At 72.1% G+C, this 16764-nt stretch carries 16 protein-coding genes and 2 riboswitches; of the genes, 8 read left to right on the forward strand and 8 right to left on the reverse strand.

Features of this window, described 5'->3' with window-relative positions; translation table 11 throughout:
• Positions 1-197 precede the first annotated feature (197 nt).
• Positions 198-310, forward strand: a riboswitch (TPP riboswitch).
• The 3 genes from thiC (at position 306) to thiD (FK529_RS00920) (ending at position 3818) form a co-directional block, all read left to right on the forward strand.
• A complete protein-coding gene (thiC, locus tag FK529_RS00910) occupies positions 306-1994 on the forward strand; it encodes a phosphomethylpyrimidine synthase ThiC (protein WP_146558687.1) in 1689 nt (562 codons plus the stop codon). (Overlaps the previous riboswitch by 5 nt.)
• On the forward strand, positions 1991-2884 hold the full coding sequence (gene thiD, locus FK529_RS00915; RefSeq protein WP_146558689.1) for a bifunctional hydroxymethylpyrimidine kinase/phosphomethylpyrimidine kinase: 894 nt from the start codon (positions 1991-1993) through the stop codon (positions 2882-2884). Before thiC ends, thiD (FK529_RS00915) begins: the two co-directional genes overlap by 4 nt.
• Before the next feature lie 91 nt (positions 2885-2975).
• The gene (thiD, locus tag FK529_RS00920; protein ID WP_146558692.1) at positions 2976-3818 is read left to right on the forward strand and encodes a bifunctional hydroxymethylpyrimidine kinase/phosphomethylpyrimidine kinase; all 843 of its coding nucleotides are present in this window, start codon (positions 2976-2978) and stop codon (positions 3816-3818) included.
• On the opposite strand, the gene FK529_RS00925 is transcribed toward thiD (FK529_RS00920), so the two are convergent.
• The 3 genes from FK529_RS00925 to FK529_RS00935 form a co-directional block, all read right to left on the reverse strand.
• Entirely contained in the window at positions 3784-4965 is a 1182-nt protein-coding gene (locus tag FK529_RS00925; RefSeq protein WP_231702862.1) for an AbrB family transcriptional regulator, read from the reverse strand. The genes thiD (FK529_RS00920) and FK529_RS00925 overlap by 35 nt on opposite strands.
• Positions 4966-5070: 105 nt before the next feature.
• Entirely contained in the window at positions 5071-5829 is a 759-nt protein-coding gene (locus FK529_RS00930) for a hypothetical protein (protein WP_146558706.1), read from the reverse strand.
• Positions 5826-6764: an ABC transporter ATP-binding protein gene (locus FK529_RS00935; RefSeq protein WP_146558708.1), complete on the reverse strand. Its 939-nt coding sequence runs from the start codon at positions 6762-6764 to the stop codon at positions 5826-5828. Before FK529_RS00935 ends, FK529_RS00930 begins: the two co-directional genes overlap by 4 nt.
• A gap of 90 nt (positions 6765-6854) precedes the next feature.
• On the opposite strand from FK529_RS00935, the gene FK529_RS00940 reads away from it, so the two are divergent.
• From FK529_RS00940 to FK529_RS00955, 4 genes are all read left to right on the forward strand, one after another.
• Complete coding sequence (locus tag FK529_RS00940) at positions 6855-8381, forward strand: serine/threonine-protein kinase (protein ID WP_146558710.1); 1527 nt, start codon at positions 6855-6857, stop codon at positions 8379-8381.
• A complete protein-coding gene (locus tag FK529_RS00945) occupies positions 8359-9261 on the forward strand; it encodes a serine hydrolase (RefSeq protein WP_146558712.1) in 903 nt (300 codons plus the stop codon). Before FK529_RS00940 ends, FK529_RS00945 begins: the two co-directional genes overlap by 23 nt.
• Positions 9262-9343: 82 nt before the next feature.
• Positions 9344-10189: a LuxR C-terminal-related transcriptional regulator gene (locus FK529_RS00950; RefSeq protein ID WP_146558714.1), complete on the forward strand. Its 846-nt coding sequence runs from the start codon at positions 9344-9346 to the stop codon at positions 10187-10189.
• A gap of 164 nt (positions 10190-10353) precedes the next feature.
• Positions 10354-11700, forward strand: a complete 1347-nt coding sequence (locus FK529_RS00955; RefSeq protein ID WP_146559487.1) for an MFS transporter — start codon at positions 10354-10356, stop codon at positions 11698-11700.
• A gap of 4 nt (positions 11701-11704) precedes the next feature.
• Here the strand turns inward: FK529_RS00955 and FK529_RS00960 are convergent, their stop codons facing one another.
• The 4 genes from FK529_RS00960 to thiO all read right to left on the reverse strand — a co-directional run bounded on the left by FK529_RS00960 (position 11705) and on the right by thiO (position 15197).
• A complete protein-coding gene (locus FK529_RS00960) occupies positions 11705-13057 on the reverse strand; it encodes a TetR/AcrR family transcriptional regulator (protein WP_146558716.1) in 1353 nt (450 codons plus the stop codon).
• 121 nt (positions 13058-13178) lie between these two features.
• Entirely contained in the window at positions 13179-13979 is an 801-nt protein-coding gene (locus tag FK529_RS00965) for a thiazole synthase (RefSeq protein WP_146558718.1), read from the reverse strand.
• Entirely contained in the window at positions 13972-14169 is a 198-nt protein-coding gene (thiS, locus tag FK529_RS00970) for a sulfur carrier protein ThiS (protein ID WP_146558720.1), read from the reverse strand. The genes FK529_RS00965 and thiS overlap by 8 nt, the downstream gene beginning before the upstream one ends.
• Complete coding sequence (gene thiO / locus FK529_RS00975; RefSeq protein WP_146558722.1) at positions 14160-15197, reverse strand: glycine oxidase ThiO; 1038 nt, start codon at positions 15195-15197, stop codon at positions 14160-14162. Before thiO ends, thiS begins: the two co-directional genes overlap by 10 nt.
• A riboswitch (TPP riboswitch) is annotated at positions 15194-15306 on the reverse strand. It overlaps the preceding gene by 4 nt.
• 33 nt (positions 15307-15339) lie before the next feature.
• Between thiO and thiE the strand changes: the two genes are divergently transcribed.
• Positions 15340-16005 (forward strand): thiamine phosphate synthase, encoded by a 666-nt coding sequence (gene thiE, locus FK529_RS00980; RefSeq protein ID WP_146558724.1) that lies wholly within the window; start codon positions 15340-15342, stop codon positions 16003-16005.
• A 165-nt stretch (positions 16006-16170) separates the two neighbouring features.
• On the opposite strand, the gene FK529_RS00985 is transcribed toward thiE, so the two are convergent.
• Positions 16171-16641 carry an NUDIX hydrolase gene (locus tag FK529_RS00985; protein WP_146558726.1) on the reverse strand — a complete coding sequence of 157 codons (471 nt, stop codon included), beginning with the start codon at positions 16639-16641 and terminating at the stop codon, positions 16171-16173.
• Between the last annotated feature and the right edge of the window lie 123 nt (positions 16642-16764).

A 16764-nucleotide genomic window follows, 5' to 3' on the forward strand; every position in this document is an offset into this window, starting at 1 on the left:
TTCGGATCACTCCACCGTACGCCCGAACCCCGACAAGTCGGCGCACTGACGGACGGCGTTTTCACATCTGTCACATTTGTCGACCGTGAACCCGACAGGGGTCGCCACCTTCTCCACGTCGGGCGGGTTCGCGCGGCGAAGCCGCCCCGAGGCGTGCGGATCGCCTGAGACTCCGCTCGGCGTGCGCTACCCTCGGTAACGCACCACACGGGAGCTCACCGCAGTGAGCTGAGAGGACGTCTAGCGCTGGCGTCGACCGTACGAACCTGTCCGGGTAATGCCGGCGTAGGGAAGAGGAGTCCCACATGCCTGTTTCGTCGTCCAGCCCTGTCTCCACCGTCACCGTCGGCCCGATCGAGGGTTCCGAGAAGCAGTACCGCACCCTCCCGGGCGCCGACGGCGCCGCCGACCTGCACGTGCCGTTCCGCCGCATCGCCCTCACCAACGGCGATCACCACGACGTCTACGACACCTCCGGCCCGTACACGCAGTACACCGCCGAGGATCAGCTGCACGACCTCGCCGAGGGCCTGCCGAAGGCCCGCGACGCCTGGACCAAGCCGGCCCCCGTCGATGGCGCCAGCACCCAACTCGCCTGGGCCCGTGCGGGAATCATCACCGACGAGATGCGCTTCGTCGCCGCCCGCGAGGGCTTCGACCCGGAGAAGGTTCGCGAGGAGGTGGCCGCCGGCCGCGCCGTGATCCCGGCGAACCGCAAGCACCCCGAGCTCGAGCCGGCCATCATCGGCAAGGCATTCGCGGTGAAGATCAACGCGAACATCGGCAACTCCGCGGTCACCAGCTCCATCGCCGAGGAGGTCGAGAAGATGGTGTGGGCCACCCGCTGGGGCGGCGATACCATCATGGACCTGTCCACCGGCAAGGACATCCACGAGACGCGCGAGTGGATCATGCGCAACGCGCCGGTCCCCGTGGGCACCGTGCCGATCTACCAGGCGCTGGAGAAGGTCAAGGGCGACCCGACGAAGCTCACCTGGGAGATCTTCCGGGACACCGTGATCGAGCAGTGCGAGCAGGGCGTCGACTACATGACCGTGCACGCGGGGGTGCTGCTGCGCTACGTGCCGCTCGCCGCGAACCGGGTCACCGGCATCGTCAGCCGCGGCGGCTCGATCATGGCGGCGTGGTGCCTCGCGCACCACGAGGAGTCCTTCCTGTACACGCACTTCCGGGAGCTGTGCGAGATCCTCCGCGAGTACGACGTGACCTTCTCCCTCGGCGACGGCCTGCGCCCGGGCTCCATCGCCGACGCCAACGACGACGCCCAGTTCGCCGAGCTCCGCACCCTCGGCGAGCTGACGAAGATCGCGAAGTCCTATGGCGTACAGGTGATGATCGAGGGCCCGGGCCACGTGCCGATGCACAAGATCGTGGAGAACGTCCGGCTCGAGGAGGAGCTGTGCGAGGAGGCCCCGTTCTACACGCTCGGACCGCTCGCGACCGACATCGCGCCGGCGTACGACCACATCACCTCAGCGATCGGGGCGGCGATCATCGCGCAGGCGGGCACCGCGATGCTCTGCTACGTCACCCCCAAGGAGCACCTCGGCCTGCCCAACCGGGACGACGTCAAGACCGGCGTGATCACCTACAAGATCGCGGCGCACGCCGCCGACCTCGCGAAGGGGCACCCCGGCGCCCAGTCCCGCGACGACGAGTTGTCCAAGGCGCGCTTCGAGTTCCGCTGGATCGACCAGTTCAATCTGTCGCTCGACCCCGACACGGCGCGCGAGTTCCACGACGAGACACTGCCCGCCGAGCCGGCCAAGACCGCGCACTTCTGCTCCATGTGCGGCCCGAAGTTCTGCTCCATGCGGATCAGTGCCGACGTGCGCGCCTACGCGCAGGAACACAACCTGGTGACCCAGGAGGACATCGACGCCAAGCTCGCGGCGGACATGGCGGCGAAGTCGAAGGAGTTCGCCGACGCCGGTGGGCGCGTGTACATCCCGCTGGAGACTTCCCGCACATGACGGACGGGGCGACCGACCGGGCGACGGTGGCGGTCGGCGCACCGTCGCGCCTGCCGACCGCCCCGCAGGGCACGGCCCCGCGCCGCGTGCTGACCATTGCCGGCTCGGATTCCGGTGGCGGCGCAGGTATCCAGGCCGACCTGCGCACTTTCGCCGTGCTCGGGCTACACGCCTGCGTGGCGATCACCGCGGTCACGGTGCAGAACAGCGTCGGCGTGCAGGACTTCCGCGGCGTCGAACCCGCGATCGTCGCGGCCCAGATCCGTTCCGTCGCCGGCGACATCGGCGTCGAGGCGGCCAAGACCGGGATGCTGGCCTCCACGGAGATCATCGAGGCCGTGGCAGCCGCCGCGGACGCGGAGGACATCGGCAACGGCCACGCGGTGCCGCTCGTCGTGGACCCGGTGGCCGCGTCGATGCACGGCGATCCGCTCCTCGCGACCGAGGCCTTGGATGCGCTGCGCACCGTGCTCATCCCTCGCGCCACGCTGGTCACCCCCAACCTCGATGAGGTCCGGCTGATCACCGGGATCGAGGTCGTCGACGCCTCCTCGCAGCGGGAGGCCGCCGAGGCGCTGCTGGCGCTCGGGGCGCGGTGGGCGCTGGTCAAGGGCGGTCACCTGCGGGATTCACCGGAGAGCCCGGACCTGCTCACCGACGGCGCCGAGTACGTCGAGTTCACCGCGCCGCGCGTCCCGACGGGGCACGACCACGGCGCGGGCGACACCCTCGCCGCGGCGACCACCGCGGCCCTCGCGCACGGCGCGACGGTGCCCGCGGCCGTCGAGTTCGCCAAGGCCTGGGTCACCGAGGGCCTGCGGTGGGCCTACCCCCTCGGCGCCGGCCACGGCCCCGTCAACCCCCTCTGGGCGGTCACCACCCGCAATTGAACGATGTTTTGGAGAGCATAAGCGCAGGTCGAATTCTCCAGAACATCGTTCAATCGGAGTGGCGGGGCCGACGTGGCCGTATCCTCGGCCCATGCGGTTCCTCCCCCTGCCCGCGAACGGCGAGACGCCGGTGCGGGTGATGACGATCGCCGGGTCCGATTCGGGCGGGGCGGCGGGGCTCCAGTCCGACCTGCGGACCTTCGCCCTGGCCGGCGTGCACGGCACCAGCGCCGTCACGGCGGTCACGGTGCAGAACAGTCTCGGCGTCACCGGTTTCCACCCGATCCCGCCCGCGACGGTCGCGGGTCAGATCCGGGCGGTGGTGGAGGACATCGGGATCGGGGCGGCCAAGACCGGCATGCTCGCCACGGCGGGCATCATCGACGCGATCGCGGACACCGCGGAGGAACTGGGCATCGGCGCGCGCATCCCCTTCCTCGTCGATCCGGTCTGCGCCTCGCAGCACGGCGACCCACTGCTCAGCCCCGAGGCCCTGGAGACGCTGGTGCGCCGGCTCTTCCCCCTCGCCCACCTCGTCACGCCGAACCTCGACGAGGTGCGGCTCATCACCGGCATCGACGTCGTCGACGAGGTCACCCAGCGCGACGCCGCGCGGGCCCTCCACGCCCTCGGCCCGCGCTGGGCACTGATCAAGGGCGGCCACCTCCGTACGGCCTCCACCAGCACGGACGTGCTGTACGACGGTGCCGACTTCCTCGAGTTCGAGGCCCCGCGCCTGAACACCCGGCACGATCACGGCGCGGGTGACACCCTCGGCGCGGCCGCCGTCTGCGCGATGGCGCACGGCTACGCGGTCCCCGAAGCGGTGGCCTACGGCAAGGAGTGGGTCACCCGTTCCCTGGCGGCGGCCTACCCGGTCGGCGCCGGCCACGGCCCCGTCAACGCGTCGTGGCGCCTGCGCGCGCCTTCCTGAGGCCCGACCAGCGATTCAACACGGCGACGACCAGCGGCAGCGCGAGCACGACGAAGACGAGCCGCAGGCTCTGGACGGTCGCGATCAACGCCATGTCGGCATCCGGGCTGCCCGTCGCGCTGGCGACGACCGCGTTGATGCCGCCGGGGGTGGTCGCGAGGTAGGCGTCGGCCATCGGCACCCCGGTCATCCAGGCCGCGACGCCCGCCAAGGCGGCGACGAGACCACACAGCACGACGATGGCGCCCGCGATGGCCGGCAGCAGGTTCGCGAGCCGACGGAGCAGCCGGCGATCGAACATCAGCCCCACCTCGAGCCCGACCACGATGAGCAGCAGTTCCTTGAAGGCGCCTTGCGGCGCGAAGCCGCGGGTCAGCTCCGAACCGCCGATCACGGCGGCCAGGAGCATCGGCCCGATCAGTCCGCCGCCGGGCAGACGCAGCTTGCGACCCAGCCACATCCCCGCGAGCGCGAAGACGAACGCCGTCGACAGGCCCGCCACCTGGTCCCCGCGACCCACGAACTGCAGGTCGAGTAACCAGGACTGCGAGGACGCCGTCGCGCCGCCTGCCAGGCCGACCATGACGAACGGCGCGGTGAGGCTCACGAGCAGTACGCGCGAATACTGCATGACGCCGACGACGTCCTTGCGGGCTCCGAGCTCGTCACAGAGGGTGACCACCGCCGAAGAACCACCGGCCATGAGGCCGAGCGTCGCCGTGCGCTGGTCGAGCCCGGAGACCCATCTGCTCAGCACCCAGGCGGTGGCCAGGGACAGCAGCACGGTGAGCACGGAGATCACGAGGAAGGGCGCGAGAACCGGGCCGATGGTCCGCATCGCCTCCAAGTTCAGGTAGCCGCCCAGCATGACGCCGATGAACGCCTGGGTCCACCTGCTGACCTCCGTGGGGACGGTGACTTCTCGTCCGATCGCGATGCGCAGCACCGCACCGAGCACGAGCGCCGCGAGCAATGCGGGCGCGGGAACACCGAGCCTCGCCATCCCCTCGGCGAGGAGCCACGCGCCGACCAGTACCGCCAGGTACCGCAGCCCGCGGTGCGCGACGGCCCGGCGGAGAAGGCCCGGTGCGGGTTCGCGCACGGGGGATTCCGGGACGGTCGGCGGTGCGGCACTGTCGACACTCACACCCCCTGTGTAGCACCGCGAACGATCGCCTGCCAGGGCCGTGGGTGAACGTTCACGCGATGCTTACATAGGGCGTGACCTGCGCCATTGCCTCCTCCCGGTGAGTCACGCGTCACGTCGGGCGATGAGCGCAACGCCGCAGACCCAGAGCGCTCCGATCACGACGACCAGGTAGACGAAGGACACCGGCGCACCCCACGGGAAGTCGTCGTCGAAGAGGACGCCCATGAAGTTCTGGAGGTTCGACAGGGGCAGGTACGGTCCCGCCTCCCGGGTCTGCGGGATCGTCGTGATCACGTTGTCGATCACGAACAGGTAGCCCAGCAGCAGGGTGATGGCGCCCGCGCCGTTGCGCAGCGCGCAGCCCACCGCCACCCCCAGGACGGCGGCGAAGGCCGTCCCGACCGGGAAGGCGAGGAACGATCCCGCGCCCGAGCGCAGCACCTCGCCCGGGGAGCCGTCCACGATAACCCCGAACAGCACCACCGCCACGACCATCGCCACGGTGTAGGTCACGGCGCACACGACGGCCACTACCGCCGTCTTTGCCAGGAGGGCGATCCAGCGGTTCGGCACGGCCAGGAAGGTGGACCGCAGGGTGTTGTAGCGGATCTCAGTGGTGACGGAGAGCACGCCGATCACGCCCGCGAACATGATGGCGATGCCGGGAAGGGCGGCGAAGCCCGAGAGTGGCGCGAGGGCCACTACCCCGGGGTCGTCGATGGTCTCGCCGATGTTGCGGACGACGAGGGCCACGATCAGGGTGATCCCCAGGGCCGCCGCGGACGATCCGATGAGCAGCCACTTCGTGGCGCGGACCGTCGCGAGCTTGACGAACTCGGCCTGTACGGCGCGGACGATCATCCGATGCCTCCCGTCCCGCGGTACTCCACCGCTCCGCCCGTGAGACGCATGAACACCTGTTCCAGCGAACCGCTCTGGGGTGCCAACTCGGCCAGCGGCAGTCCCTCTGCGGCGGCGATCTCGCCGATCGCGTCGCTCGTGGCGCCGCGGACGGTCAGCACGGTCCGCCCTCCCCCGCCGGGGGCGGCCTCCTCCGCCGCGGCGACCGCCAGCCCCCGCGAGGTGAGCGCGCCGGCGAGCTCGCGGTCGCGGGGGCTGCGCACCCGCACGGTGCGCTCGGAGTTCTGCTCGATGAAGTCGGCCATGGCGCCGTTCCACACGAGGTGCCCACGACCGACGATCACCACGTCGTCGGCGGTGAGCGCCATCTCGGCGAGCAGGTGACTGGAGACGAATACCGTGCGCCCCTGCGCGGCCAGCGATTTCATGAAGGTGCGCACCCAGACGATGCCCTCGGGATCGAGCCCGTTGACCGGCTCGTCGAAGAGCAGAACGCCAGGATCTCCCAGCAGGGCACCGGCGATGCCGAGTCGCTGCGCCATGCCGAGGGAGAAGCCGCCGACCTTCTTCCGCGCCGCGTCCGTGAGGCCGACCGCCGCAAGACACTCGTCGACGCGCCCCCCGGGGATGCCGCTCGCCACCGCGAGCCAGCGCAGGTGGTCCCTCGCCGTCCGGTTGGGGTGCACCCACTTCGCGTCGAGTAGCGCGCCGACCTTCGTCATCGGCCGGTCGATGGCGCGGTAGTCGCTGCCGCCGATCGTCGCGCGACCGGCGGTCGGCCGATCGAGCCCGAGGATGCAGCGCATCGTGGTGGACTTGCCTGCGCCGTTCGGGCCCAGGAACCCGGTGACGCGACCGGGCCGCACCGCGAAGGACAGGTCGTTCACCGCTTGCACGGCGCCGTAGGTCTTGGTCAAGCCCGCGACTTCGATCATGGCTGCACGCTAGCAATTCCTCGGCCGGATCGCCGTCGTGCGCGCTCGGCCATAGACTCGGCCCGAACCGGAGACGCGGAGGGGCGATCCATGGGTGGGGACTCGACGAACGACCGAACGGGGACGGTCTTCGGACCGTACCGGCTGGTGCGGCTGCTAGGCCGCGGTGGAATGGGCGAGGTCTACCTCGCACGCGACACGGTCAAGGGGCGCGACGTCGCGCTGAAACTGCTGCACGCGGGCGTCGCGCAGGACCCCGGATTCCGCGAGCGATTCACGCACGAGTCGCAGACGGCGGCACGGCTCTCCGATCCCCACGTCATCCCGATCCACGACTACGGCGAGATCGAGGGCACTCTCTACCTGGACATGCGACTCGTCGAGGGCAGCAATCTCGCCGAACTCGTCGCGGCGGGGCCGTTGCCGCCCGAGCGGGCCGTCGACCTGGTGACGCAGGTCGGCTCCGCCCTCGATTCTGCACATCTGCAGGGCCTCGTGCACCGGGACGTCAAGCCGGCGAACGTCCAGGTGACCCCGTCAGGATTCGCGTACCTGCTCGACTTCGGCCTGGTGGTGGACGGCGACGCGGAGCGCCGCACCTCCGCCGGCCTGTTCGTCGGGTCCCAGGCGTACGCCGCACCCGAGCGCTTCGACGGTGGCGGTGCCACCCCGGCCGGCGACGTCTACTCGCTGGCCTGCGTCCTGTACGAGCTGCTCGTCGGGCGGCCACCCTTCACCGCGAGCGCGATCTCGGAGATGATGCGCCACCACCTCCTCTCGGCGCCGCCGCGACCGTCGGCGGACGCGCCCTTCCGCGCACCCGCCGCGCTCGACGCCGTGATCGCCAAGGGCATGGCCAAGCGACCGGAGGATCGGTACGCGACCTGCGGATCGTTCGCCCGGGCCGCGGCCGCCGCCCTCCAGGGCACGCCCCAGAGCTGGGGAACCACGACGACGGTGCCGTCGGCTCCGCGCCCGGCATCGCCTCCGCCCGCACCACCCACGCAGATCTCCTCCCCGCACGGCGGGCCGTCCTCGAGCGGGCGACCGCAGTACGTCACCCCGAGCTACGCGCCGCCGGCCGCCTATCCGCCCGCCGCCGGTGCCGGTGCCGGTGCGACCGCCCCGCCGCCGCGCCATCGGGCGGTGGTCCCCGTTCTCGCGCTCGTCGCGGTGCTGCTCGTCGCCGCGCTCGTCGCCGCCGTCGTGCTGCTCAGAGGTGGCGGATCGTCGGCGCCGGTCGCCGTGACCACGACCACCCCTCTGCCCGCGTCCGCGGCCACCCCGACGGACTCGGCACCGTCGACCACACCGTCAGTGACGAAGGCCGCCCAGCCGCCGAACACCGCCGTCTGCGAGGGGAGCACCGGCGGGGTCTTCGGCACCGTCGCCGCCGACCGGGGCAGCGGCGTGCCCGGCGAGCCCTACACTTCCTGCGAGTTCGCCACCGCGATCGCCGCGGCGTACCGGGCGGCGCACACCGCCCCGCAGTCGGGGCCGGTGTCGGCCGTGAGCCCTCGTGCGCCGGACCTCGGTGCGATCGCGATGGCGTGCACCGGCACGACGAACATCGTCACGTGCCGGGGAGGGAACAATGCGATCGTCTACATCTACTAGGGCCGCCGCGGTCCTCGCCGCACTGCTGAGCACCACCGCCTGCACGGCCGGCGACGCCGGCAGGGCCGCATCCTCGTCCGCGGTGCCCGCGCCGGGCTCGTCGGCACCGGTCGCCAGTGCCTCCGGCGGCCCGACCTCCGGGGCCCCGGCCGGGCCCGCCGATCCGCTCCAGGCGGCGCTGAACCGCGCGATCGCGGAGATCCCCGGTCAGGCCGGTATCGCCGTCGCGGGCGGAGGGCGCGTCGTGGTCGCGGGGGACGCGACGGGGCTCCCCGCGTGGTCGACGTCGAAGGTGCCTCTGGTCATGGCGGCGCTCGAGCGTACAGGGACGGCCGAACCGGCGGTCACCGCCGCCATGCGGTCCGCAATCACCCGCTCCGACAACGACGCCGCCGAGGCCATCTGGTCGTCACTCGGCCCGCCTGAGCAGGCGGCCGGCGCTGTGCAGCAGGTGCTGCGAACGGGCGGCGACGCGGAGACGGTCGTCCAGTCCCGCAAGGTGCGCCCCGAGTACTCCGCGTTCGGCCAGACCCGATGGAACGACGGACCGGCGGCGACCTTCGCGGCTAGCCTCCCCTGCTCACGGTCGGGCCGGGAGGCCGCCGAGCTGATGCGGGAGGTCGACGCGAACCAGCGGTGGGGCGCGTACGGCCTGCGCGGCGCGCAGTCGGTGGGCGTCAAGGGCGGGTGGGGGCCGGGTACCGACGGCGCCTACGTGGTCCGGCAGCTGGCCGTCGTGCGGGCCAAGCACGGCTTCACGGGCCTGATGCTCTCCGTGCGGCCCGCCGACGGCGCGTTCGCGTCGGGCACGTCCGCGCTCACGCGGCTCGCGGCGACGGTCAGCGCGCAGCTCGACGCCCTCCCCGCGGGCACCTGCTGAGCCACGCCCATTGTGGTTCCCGTCACACCCGGGAATCGGTCATGCGATGATAAATCTCCCCTCTGATCGCCCGGAGACGCCGATGACCGCTCGCACGATCGACGCCGACGCCATGCGGTCCGCCCTCCGAACCATTCGTACGCGCACGGAACTTCCGGTCGCCTTCGTCGGCATGGTCGATGACGACCACGTGATCCTGAGCGGCGGCGTCGGCCTGCGCACACCGGCGCTGAACGGCCTGCCGGTCGCGCGCGGCGCCGGGCTGGGCGGGCACGTCCTGCGCACGGGGCGGCCCAGCGCCGTGGCCGACTACGGCACCGCGGGCATCACGCAGCACTATCAGGCGCACGTGCAGGCCGAGGGCCTGCACTCGATGGTCGCCGTCCCGCTCGCAGTGAACGGCGTCGTTCGCGCGGTCTTCTACGCCGCGGACCGCCGCCAGACCACGTTGAGCGACACGATCCTCGGCGCCGTGGCGCACACGGTCCGCGACCTCGCCTACGAGCTGCGCGTGCGCGAGGAGGTGGAGCGTCGGATGCAGTTCGCGGAGGCCGCGGCCACGGAGCGCTCCGCCCTCGGCGGTGTCGACCGGGAACTCCTGCGGGAGGTCTTCTCCGAGCTCCGCGCCCTCGCCGGGGAGATCACCGACGGCGCCCTCCGCTCCCGCCTGGAGTGGGCGTGCGGCCGCATCACCGACCTCGGCCGCCCGTCCGACGGTGCCGCCAGCCCCGACCGCCCGCTCACCGCGCGCGAGCTGGACGCCCTCGCCCACGTGGCGCTGGGCTGCACGAACGCCGAGGTCGCGCAGCGCCTTTCGATCAGCGCCGAGACCGTGAAGGCCTACCTGCGCAGCGCCGGACAGAAGCTCGGCACCCGCACCCGGTTCGAGGCGGTCACACGGGCGCGCAGCCTCGGCCTCCTTCCGTAGCACCGGGCCCGTCGTACCGGGGATCGTCGCGACTACCCCATTTCGGGGGTACCGGCGGTGTGATCGCGGTCACTACCGTTCGGGGGGTCCACCGACCCCGAGGAGCCCCTGTGAGCGCACCCGAACTTCCCGTCGTCCCGAAAGCCCGGCTCCGCCGGGTGGCGATGGCCAGCTCGATCGGAACCACGATCGAGTTCTACGACTTCTTCATCTACGGCACCGCTGCCGCCCTGGTGTTTCCCACCATCTTCTTCTCGAACATGAGCCCCGGCGTCGCGACGCTGGCCTCGTTCGCCACCTTCGCGGTCGCCTTCTTCGCCCGGCCCGTGGGCGCGATCCTGTTCGGCCACTTCGGCGATCGGATCGGCCGCAAGCGCACGCTGGTGTGGACGCTGCTGATCATGGGCGCGGCGACGGTGACGATCGGCCTGCTCCCGGGCAGTGAGAGCGGTGTCTTCGGGCTGTTCCCGAACGGCATCGGCACGCTCGCGCCGGTCCTCCTGGTGCTGATGCGCTTCCTCCAGGGCTTCGCCGTGGGCGGCGAGTGGGCGGGCGCCACGCTGCTCACCGCCGAGTACGCGCCGAAGGGCAAGCGCGGCCTGTACGCGATGTTCCCGCAGCTGGGCCCGTCGTTCGCGTTCTTCCTCTCCAGCGGCACGTTCCTGCTGTTCACGATCGCCGCCGGCGACACCAACGACGCAGACAGCGCCTTCATGACCATCGGCTGGCGTGTGCCCTTCCTGCTCTCGGCGGTGCTCGTGCTCGTCGGCCTGTGGGTGCGACTGACGGTCGAGGAAACCCCCGTCTTCACCGAGGTCCGCAAGCGCGCGCTGAGCGAGATCAACCGCACCCGGCTCCCCTTCCTGGACGCGATCCGGTTCCAGTGGAAGGAGATCCTGATCGCCGCCGGAGCGCTGGCTTCGCTGTTCTCGCTGTTCTACATGGGCACCGCGTTCCTCACGAACTACGCCACCAAGAACCTGGGCTTCCCACGCTCCACGGTGCTCGGGATGGGCATGGTGGGCGCCGTCTGCTTCGGACTCGCGATCGCCGCCTCGGCGATCTACTCCGACCGGATCGGCCGCCGGAAGGTCATCATGACCTCGTGCGCCCTCGCCGTGGCGTGGTCGCTGGTGCTGTTCCCGATCCTCGACACCAAGAGCCTGCCGATGTACGCGGTCGGGCTGATCGGCACGCTGATCATCTTCGGCATCGCCTACGGCCCCGCGGGCGCCGCGCTCCCCGAGATGTTCCACGAGCGCTACCGCTACACCGGTGCGGGCTTGGGCTACAACCTCGCCGGCATCCTCGGCGGCGCGATCCCGCCGCTGATCGCCGCGAAGTGGGTCGCCGACGGCAACCAGCTGTGGGTCGGATTCATGCTGGCCGGGCTGTCCGCGGTGAGCGTGCTGTGCTGCTACCTGATGGCCGAGACGAAGGACCTCGACATCGTCGAGTCCGCGCAGGACCGGAACGGATCGAAGCCCGACGAGGACCTCGCCGCCGTCTAGCCGATCACGGCGTACGTGCCCCGCCGAGAAGCAGATTCGTGATCACGCGAGCGCTCTCGGCGGGGTTCGTCACGTCGACGTCGTTGACCATCGCCGCGAGCGTACCCAGCAGGTACCCCATCCACACCTGCGCGATGTCGCCGGAATCGAAGCTCTCGTCGAGCAGCCCCGCGTCGCGGGCGTTGCCGAGGATCACCGCGAACCGGGCGGTCGCCTCGTAATACACCCCCAGGTAGGTCTCGATGGCCTCGACGTCGACGCCGGGCACCTCGAGCACGAGGAACCGAAACTCCTCCCGGCGATCCGCGATGTCCCGCAGGACGTCGGTGTTCAGGCTCTGGATCGCGGCGCGCAGCTCCGCGGCGGAGACCTCCGCGGGCAGCGCGGCGACCGCGGCGTCGAGCCGGCCGAGGATCGCCTCGCGATTGCGCTCGAGGAGCACCGCGAGCATGTGCCGCTTGCTGTCGAAGTAGTTGTAGAAGGTGCCGTGGCTGACCCCGGCGCGTTCGGTGATCTCGCGGACGCCGACGGCGGCGTAGCCCTTCTCCACGAACTCCGCGATCGCCGCGTCGAGCAGCTCGCCGGATCGGCCGGCCGCGGGGGCCGGCGCGGCGGCCGGGTCGGGGATCTCCTCGTGCGCCGGAGCGAAGTCCGGCAGAGCGGCGCGGGCACCGTCGGACAGGACGCCGCTCGCCGACATCCGGACGGCCGCGCGCACGTAGGACTGCCGCCGTTCGGGATCGTCGCCGCCCGTCAGGCCCATCACGAGGCCGGGGACGCCGAGCGCGGGCAGCAGGCGGCCGAGCTGCACGGCCTCCTCCTCCGGCCGCTCGGTCCGGGTCACGATCCAGCCCCGCTCGCGGGCGTGGCCGAGCGCGCGCCCCATCATCGAGTCGAAGGTGCGGTAGAGGCCCTGGATGCGGAACCGGAGCTCCTCGTCGACGGTGCCGGACTGGACCATCACCACCTTGAGGATGTCGGGCCGCGAGTCGGCGAGGGCGAACAGGCGCGCGGCGACGTTCTCCACCATCTGCTCGGTGCCCGCCAGATCGCCGCTTCCGGCCGCGTCGACGACGCTGTCGGGGGCGATCGCGGTCGCCAGTTCGTCGACGCACCGGTCGAAGACGAGGTCGAGCAGCTCCCGCTTGCCCTCGACGTACCGGTACAGCGTGCCCTGCCCCATGCCGGCGCGCCGGGCGATGTCGGCGACGGAGGCCTGCTCGTAGCCCTGGCCGGCGAAGACTGTGAAAGCGGCGTCGGTGAGCTGCTCGCGGCGGCGCTCGGCGAGCCCGACGGAGGGCGGACGGCCGCGGCGAGGCCTCGGGGCCTCCGCGACGCCCGACTCCGGTACCGACATGGTTGACGATCTTATCGCGTCTCGGACAACCGCCCGACCCGACATTCTGCGATGGCAAATTCCAGGGTCGACCTGCCCGGTCGGCGGCGAGGCGATCCAAGGCGATCGCCCCGCGGTCGGGTCACGCCCGGTCCCGGGCTCCCGTCGCGCGTGCTATGCGACCGTCCATCGGGGAGGAGGGAACGGCCCAGCTGCGCCGCGGGATCCGGCCCGCGCCGCGGGCGAGGCGGCCCGCCTCGACCGCGAGGCGCATCGCGGTGGCCATCGCCTCCGGGTCCGCGGCGCGGGTCACCGCCGAGGCGAGAAGCACGGCATCGCAGCCGAGTTCCATCGCGCGCGCCGCATCGCTCGCGGTTCCGATCCCGGCGTCCAGGATCACCGGAACCGGACTCTGCGCCACGATCATCTCGATGTTGTGCGGGTTGAGGATGCCCAGCCCGGTGCCGATGGGCGAACCGGCGGGCATCACGGCGGCGCAGCCCACGTCGGCGAGGCGCCGGGCGAGGATCGGGTCGTCGTTCGTGTAGGGCAGCACGGTGAAACCGTCGGCCACCAGCTCCTCCGCGGCCTCCACGAGGGCGACCGCATCGGGCAGCAGCGTCCGCTCGTCACCGATCACCTCGAGCTTGACCCAGTCCGTCTGCAGCGCCTCGCGGGCGAGCTGCGCGGTGAGCACCGCTTCCGCGGCGCCGAGGCAGCCGGCGGTGTTGGGCAGCGGCATGATGCCCAGCTCACGGATCGTCTCGAGGACGCCGCCGCCCTCGGCGAGGCTGGTGCGGCGCAGCGAGACGGTGGTCAGCTCGGTGCCGGACGCCACGAGCGCGGCCCGGAGGTGCTCGAGGTTGGCGCTGCCGCCGGTGCCCGTGATGAGCCGCGAGCCGAACTCCCGACCCGCGATGATCAGCGGATCGCGCTCAGCCACCCTGGACCGCCGTCAGCACCTCGACGTCGGCGTACGCGGGCAGCGCCTCGTCCCACCGCGAGCGCGGGTGGACGGCGCCGTTCACCGCGATCGCCACGCCCTTGTCCGGCAGCCCGAGCTGTTCGAGCAGCGTGAGCGCCGACGTCCCGTCGAGCACTTCCCGGTCGTCGCCGTTCACCGTCAGCTCCATGCCTGTACCTCCTGCTGAAGAACCATATCGGCCGCTCGCACGCCCGTCACCGGCGCGAGCAGCAGCCCGTTCCGCCCGTGCCCCGTCGCCGCGAAGACGCGACCTCCGAGCGGCGCGATCACCGGCACGTTGCCGGCCGTCGTGGGCCGCAGACCCGCGGTGACCTCGACGAGGTCGTACTCGCGGAGGAAGGGCAGCACGGCGAAGGCGTCGTCCAGCAGCTCCACGACGGGGCCGATCCGCACGCCCAGGTCGCGATCGTTCTCGTACTGGGTGGCGCCCACGACCACGCCATCGGAGCGCGGGACGACGTACACCTGACGCCCACGGACCCGGGCGCGCACCGTCGCCGCGGGGGGCGGCAGGCAGGTGGGCCCGCGCCGCAGGCGCACCACCTCGCCTTTGACGGGGCGCACCCCCAGCTCGGGCACGAGCGCGCCGGAATCGGACCCGGCGCAGACGATCACGGCGTCACCCGGAAGGTCGGCGAGTCCCGCGGCGCCGCCGACCGCCTCGGCACGGAAGGCTACCCCCGCCGCCGCGCACGCGGCGCGGAGCGCGCGGTGCAGCAGCCTGTTGTCGACGGCGATCTCCGCCGGCGCCGACGCCGCGGCCCGGATGCGCGGCGCCGCACCGGGAACCGCGCGGGCCGCCGCGGACGGCCGCATCGGACCGAAGAGCGCGGTGTCGCCGACCGCGGCGGCGATCGTCTCCAACTCGGCGGCGTCGCCCTCGTCGACGGCGAGGTGGACGGTGCCGCGGGCGGTGATCAGCGGACCGTCGGCGAAGGGCTGGAGGTCGCGGGCGAAGCCCTCCCACAGCCCGAGCGACTCGACGCCCAGCCGGTACAGCTCCTCCTCGCCCGGCCAGGCCTCGGAGTACGGGCCGAGCATGCCGCCGGCCACCCATGAGGCGCCCGATCCGGGCCGCGGGTCGACGACTTCGACGGCGCTCCCGCGCCGAGCCAGGTTCCAGGCGACGGTGAGGCCGACGGTGCCTCCGCCCACGACGGTCGCGGTCTTCGTCACGACGAATAAGCTCCTTCCTTCGCCGGCATTACCCGGATCAGGTCTGACGGTCAGGGGCGCGACGTGCCCCACTCTCAGCCCCGCGGCGGGAGCTCCCGTGTGTACGTGCCCCACCCTACGCCGCCGGGCCTACGCTGGGGCCATGATCTCCCCCCGCGAGCGGCTCGCCTCCGCCTCCCTGTACCTGTGCACCGACGCCCGGCGCGAGCGCGGCGACCTCGCCGAGTTCGTGGCGGCGGCGCTGCGCGGCGGCGTCGACATCGTGCAGTTGCGGGACAAGGGCTCGGCCGGCGAGCGGCAGTTCGGGGCGCTCGAGGCGGCGCAGGAGATCGAGCTCGTGACGCGGCTGCGGGAGATCGCGCACGAGCACGGCGCGCTGGTCGCGGTGAACGATCGCGCCGACATCGCCCACGCCGTCCGCGCCGACGTCCTGCACCTGGGGCAGGACGATCTGCCCGTGCCGATGGCGCGCGCCAACGTCGGGCCGGATGTCGTGATCGGACGGTCCACGCACGACGGTGCCCAGGCCCGCGCGGCCGCCGTGGAGGAGGGCGTCGACTACTTCTGCACCGGCCCGTGCTGGCCCACGCCGACGAAACCCGGCCGGCCCGCCCCGGGCCTGCCGCTGGTCCGGGAGACCGCCGCCGCGGCGCCCGCGCGGAAGTGGTTCGCCATCGGCGGCATCGACCTGCCCCGCGTGCCCGAGGTGACGGCCGCCGGCGCCACCGCGATCGTGGTGGTCCGGGCCATCACCGCCGCCGACGATCCCGAAGCCGCCGCCCGCGCCCTCAAGGCCGCCCTCGGCTGATCGCCGCCGAACGTCCGTGACATCGCCTCCCGCCGCCCCATGACAGCACTGCCCGAACCTTCTGCAGGTTCCGGCGACGACACGCCGCGTGCGGCCCGCCGCAACCTGCAGAACGTCGCGCCACCGTCGACCTACCGCGGCACCGCCACCCTGCCCACGCGACTCCTAATCGCTCGCGAGGGCGCGCACCTGCACCTGCAGGTCCGGCCAGGCGGTGGCGAAGGCGGGGTGCAGCTTGCGCTCGAGCACCGCATCGAGCGCGACCCACTCCAGCGCGGTGGACTCCTCGTTGGGCACCAGCTCGCGCGGCTCGACGAGGCGGGCGAGCACCGTCGTGTAGGTCCAGCCGACCTCCGAGCGGGCGGTGACCACCTCCGTGAGCACCTCGAGCGACGTCGGCGGAAGACCCGTCTCCTCGAAGGCCTCGCGGAGGGCGGCGTCCGCGGCGGACTCGTGCGAATCCCGTGCGCCGCCGGGCAGCGACCACGTGCCGCCCTGGTGGCTCCACCACGCGCGGTGCTGAAGTAACACCCGGCTCTCGTCCGGCGACAGAGCCAACAGACCCGCGGCGCCGAACCGACCCCAGAACCGAGAACCGTCCGGGTCGCGGACCCAGCCGTTCCCGTCACCCAACACGACACCCACCGTAGCCGAACGGCGGCCGGCCGGAGAGGCGACTCTGCGCGTCATCGCGTCTGCGGGACGTGCCCGCACGATAGGGTCGATGGAACGAAGTCCGCGGTGGCCCGCCCCCGGCCG

Origin of the sequence: Tsukamurella asaccharolytica, assembly GCF_007858435.1 — a bacterium.
In the GTDB taxonomy this organism is placed as follows: Bacteria; Actinomycetota; Actinomycetes; order Mycobacteriales; family Mycobacteriaceae; genus Tsukamurella; species Tsukamurella asaccharolytica.

Excerpts from the sequence above, each read along its gene's own strand:
- thiC (WP_146558687.1), top strand. The coding sequence starts at position 306 with ATGCCTGTTTCGTCGTCCAGCCCTGTCTCCACCGTCACCGTCGGCCCG.
- thiD (WP_146558689.1), top strand. The coding sequence starts at position 1,991 with ATGACGGACGGGGCGACCGACCGGGCGACGGTGGCGGTCGGCGCACCG.
- thiD (WP_146558692.1), top strand. The coding sequence starts at position 2,976 with ATGCGGTTCCTCCCCCTGCCCGCGAACGGCGAGACGCCGGTGCGGGTG.
- FK529_RS00930 (WP_146558706.1), bottom strand. The coding sequence starts at position 5,829 with ATGATCGTCCGCGCCGTACAGGCCGAGTTCGTCAAGCTCGCGACGGTC.
- FK529_RS00935 (WP_146558708.1), bottom strand. The coding sequence starts at position 6,764 with ATGATCGAAGTCGCGGGCTTGACCAAGACCTACGGCGCCGTGCAAGCG.
- FK529_RS00940 (WP_146558710.1), top strand. The coding sequence starts at position 6,855 with ATGGGTGGGGACTCGACGAACGACCGAACGGGGACGGTCTTCGGACCG.
- FK529_RS00945 (WP_146558712.1), top strand. The coding sequence starts at position 8,359 with ATGCGATCGTCTACATCTACTAGGGCCGCCGCGGTCCTCGCCGCACTG.
- FK529_RS00950 (WP_146558714.1), top strand. The coding sequence starts at position 9,344 with ATGACCGCTCGCACGATCGACGCCGACGCCATGCGGTCCGCCCTCCGA.
- FK529_RS00955 (WP_146559487.1), top strand. The coding sequence starts at position 10,354 with ATGGCCAGCTCGATCGGAACCACGATCGAGTTCTACGACTTCTTCATC.
- FK529_RS00960 (WP_146558716.1), bottom strand. The coding sequence starts at position 13,057 with ATGTCGGTACCGGAGTCGGGCGTCGCGGAGGCCCCGAGGCCTCGCCGC.
- thiS (WP_146558720.1), bottom strand. The coding sequence starts at position 14,169 with ATGGAGCTGACGGTGAACGGCGACGACCGGGAAGTGCTCGACGGGACG.
- thiE (WP_146558724.1), top strand. The coding sequence starts at position 15,340 with ATGATCTCCCCCCGCGAGCGGCTCGCCTCCGCCTCCCTGTACCTGTGC.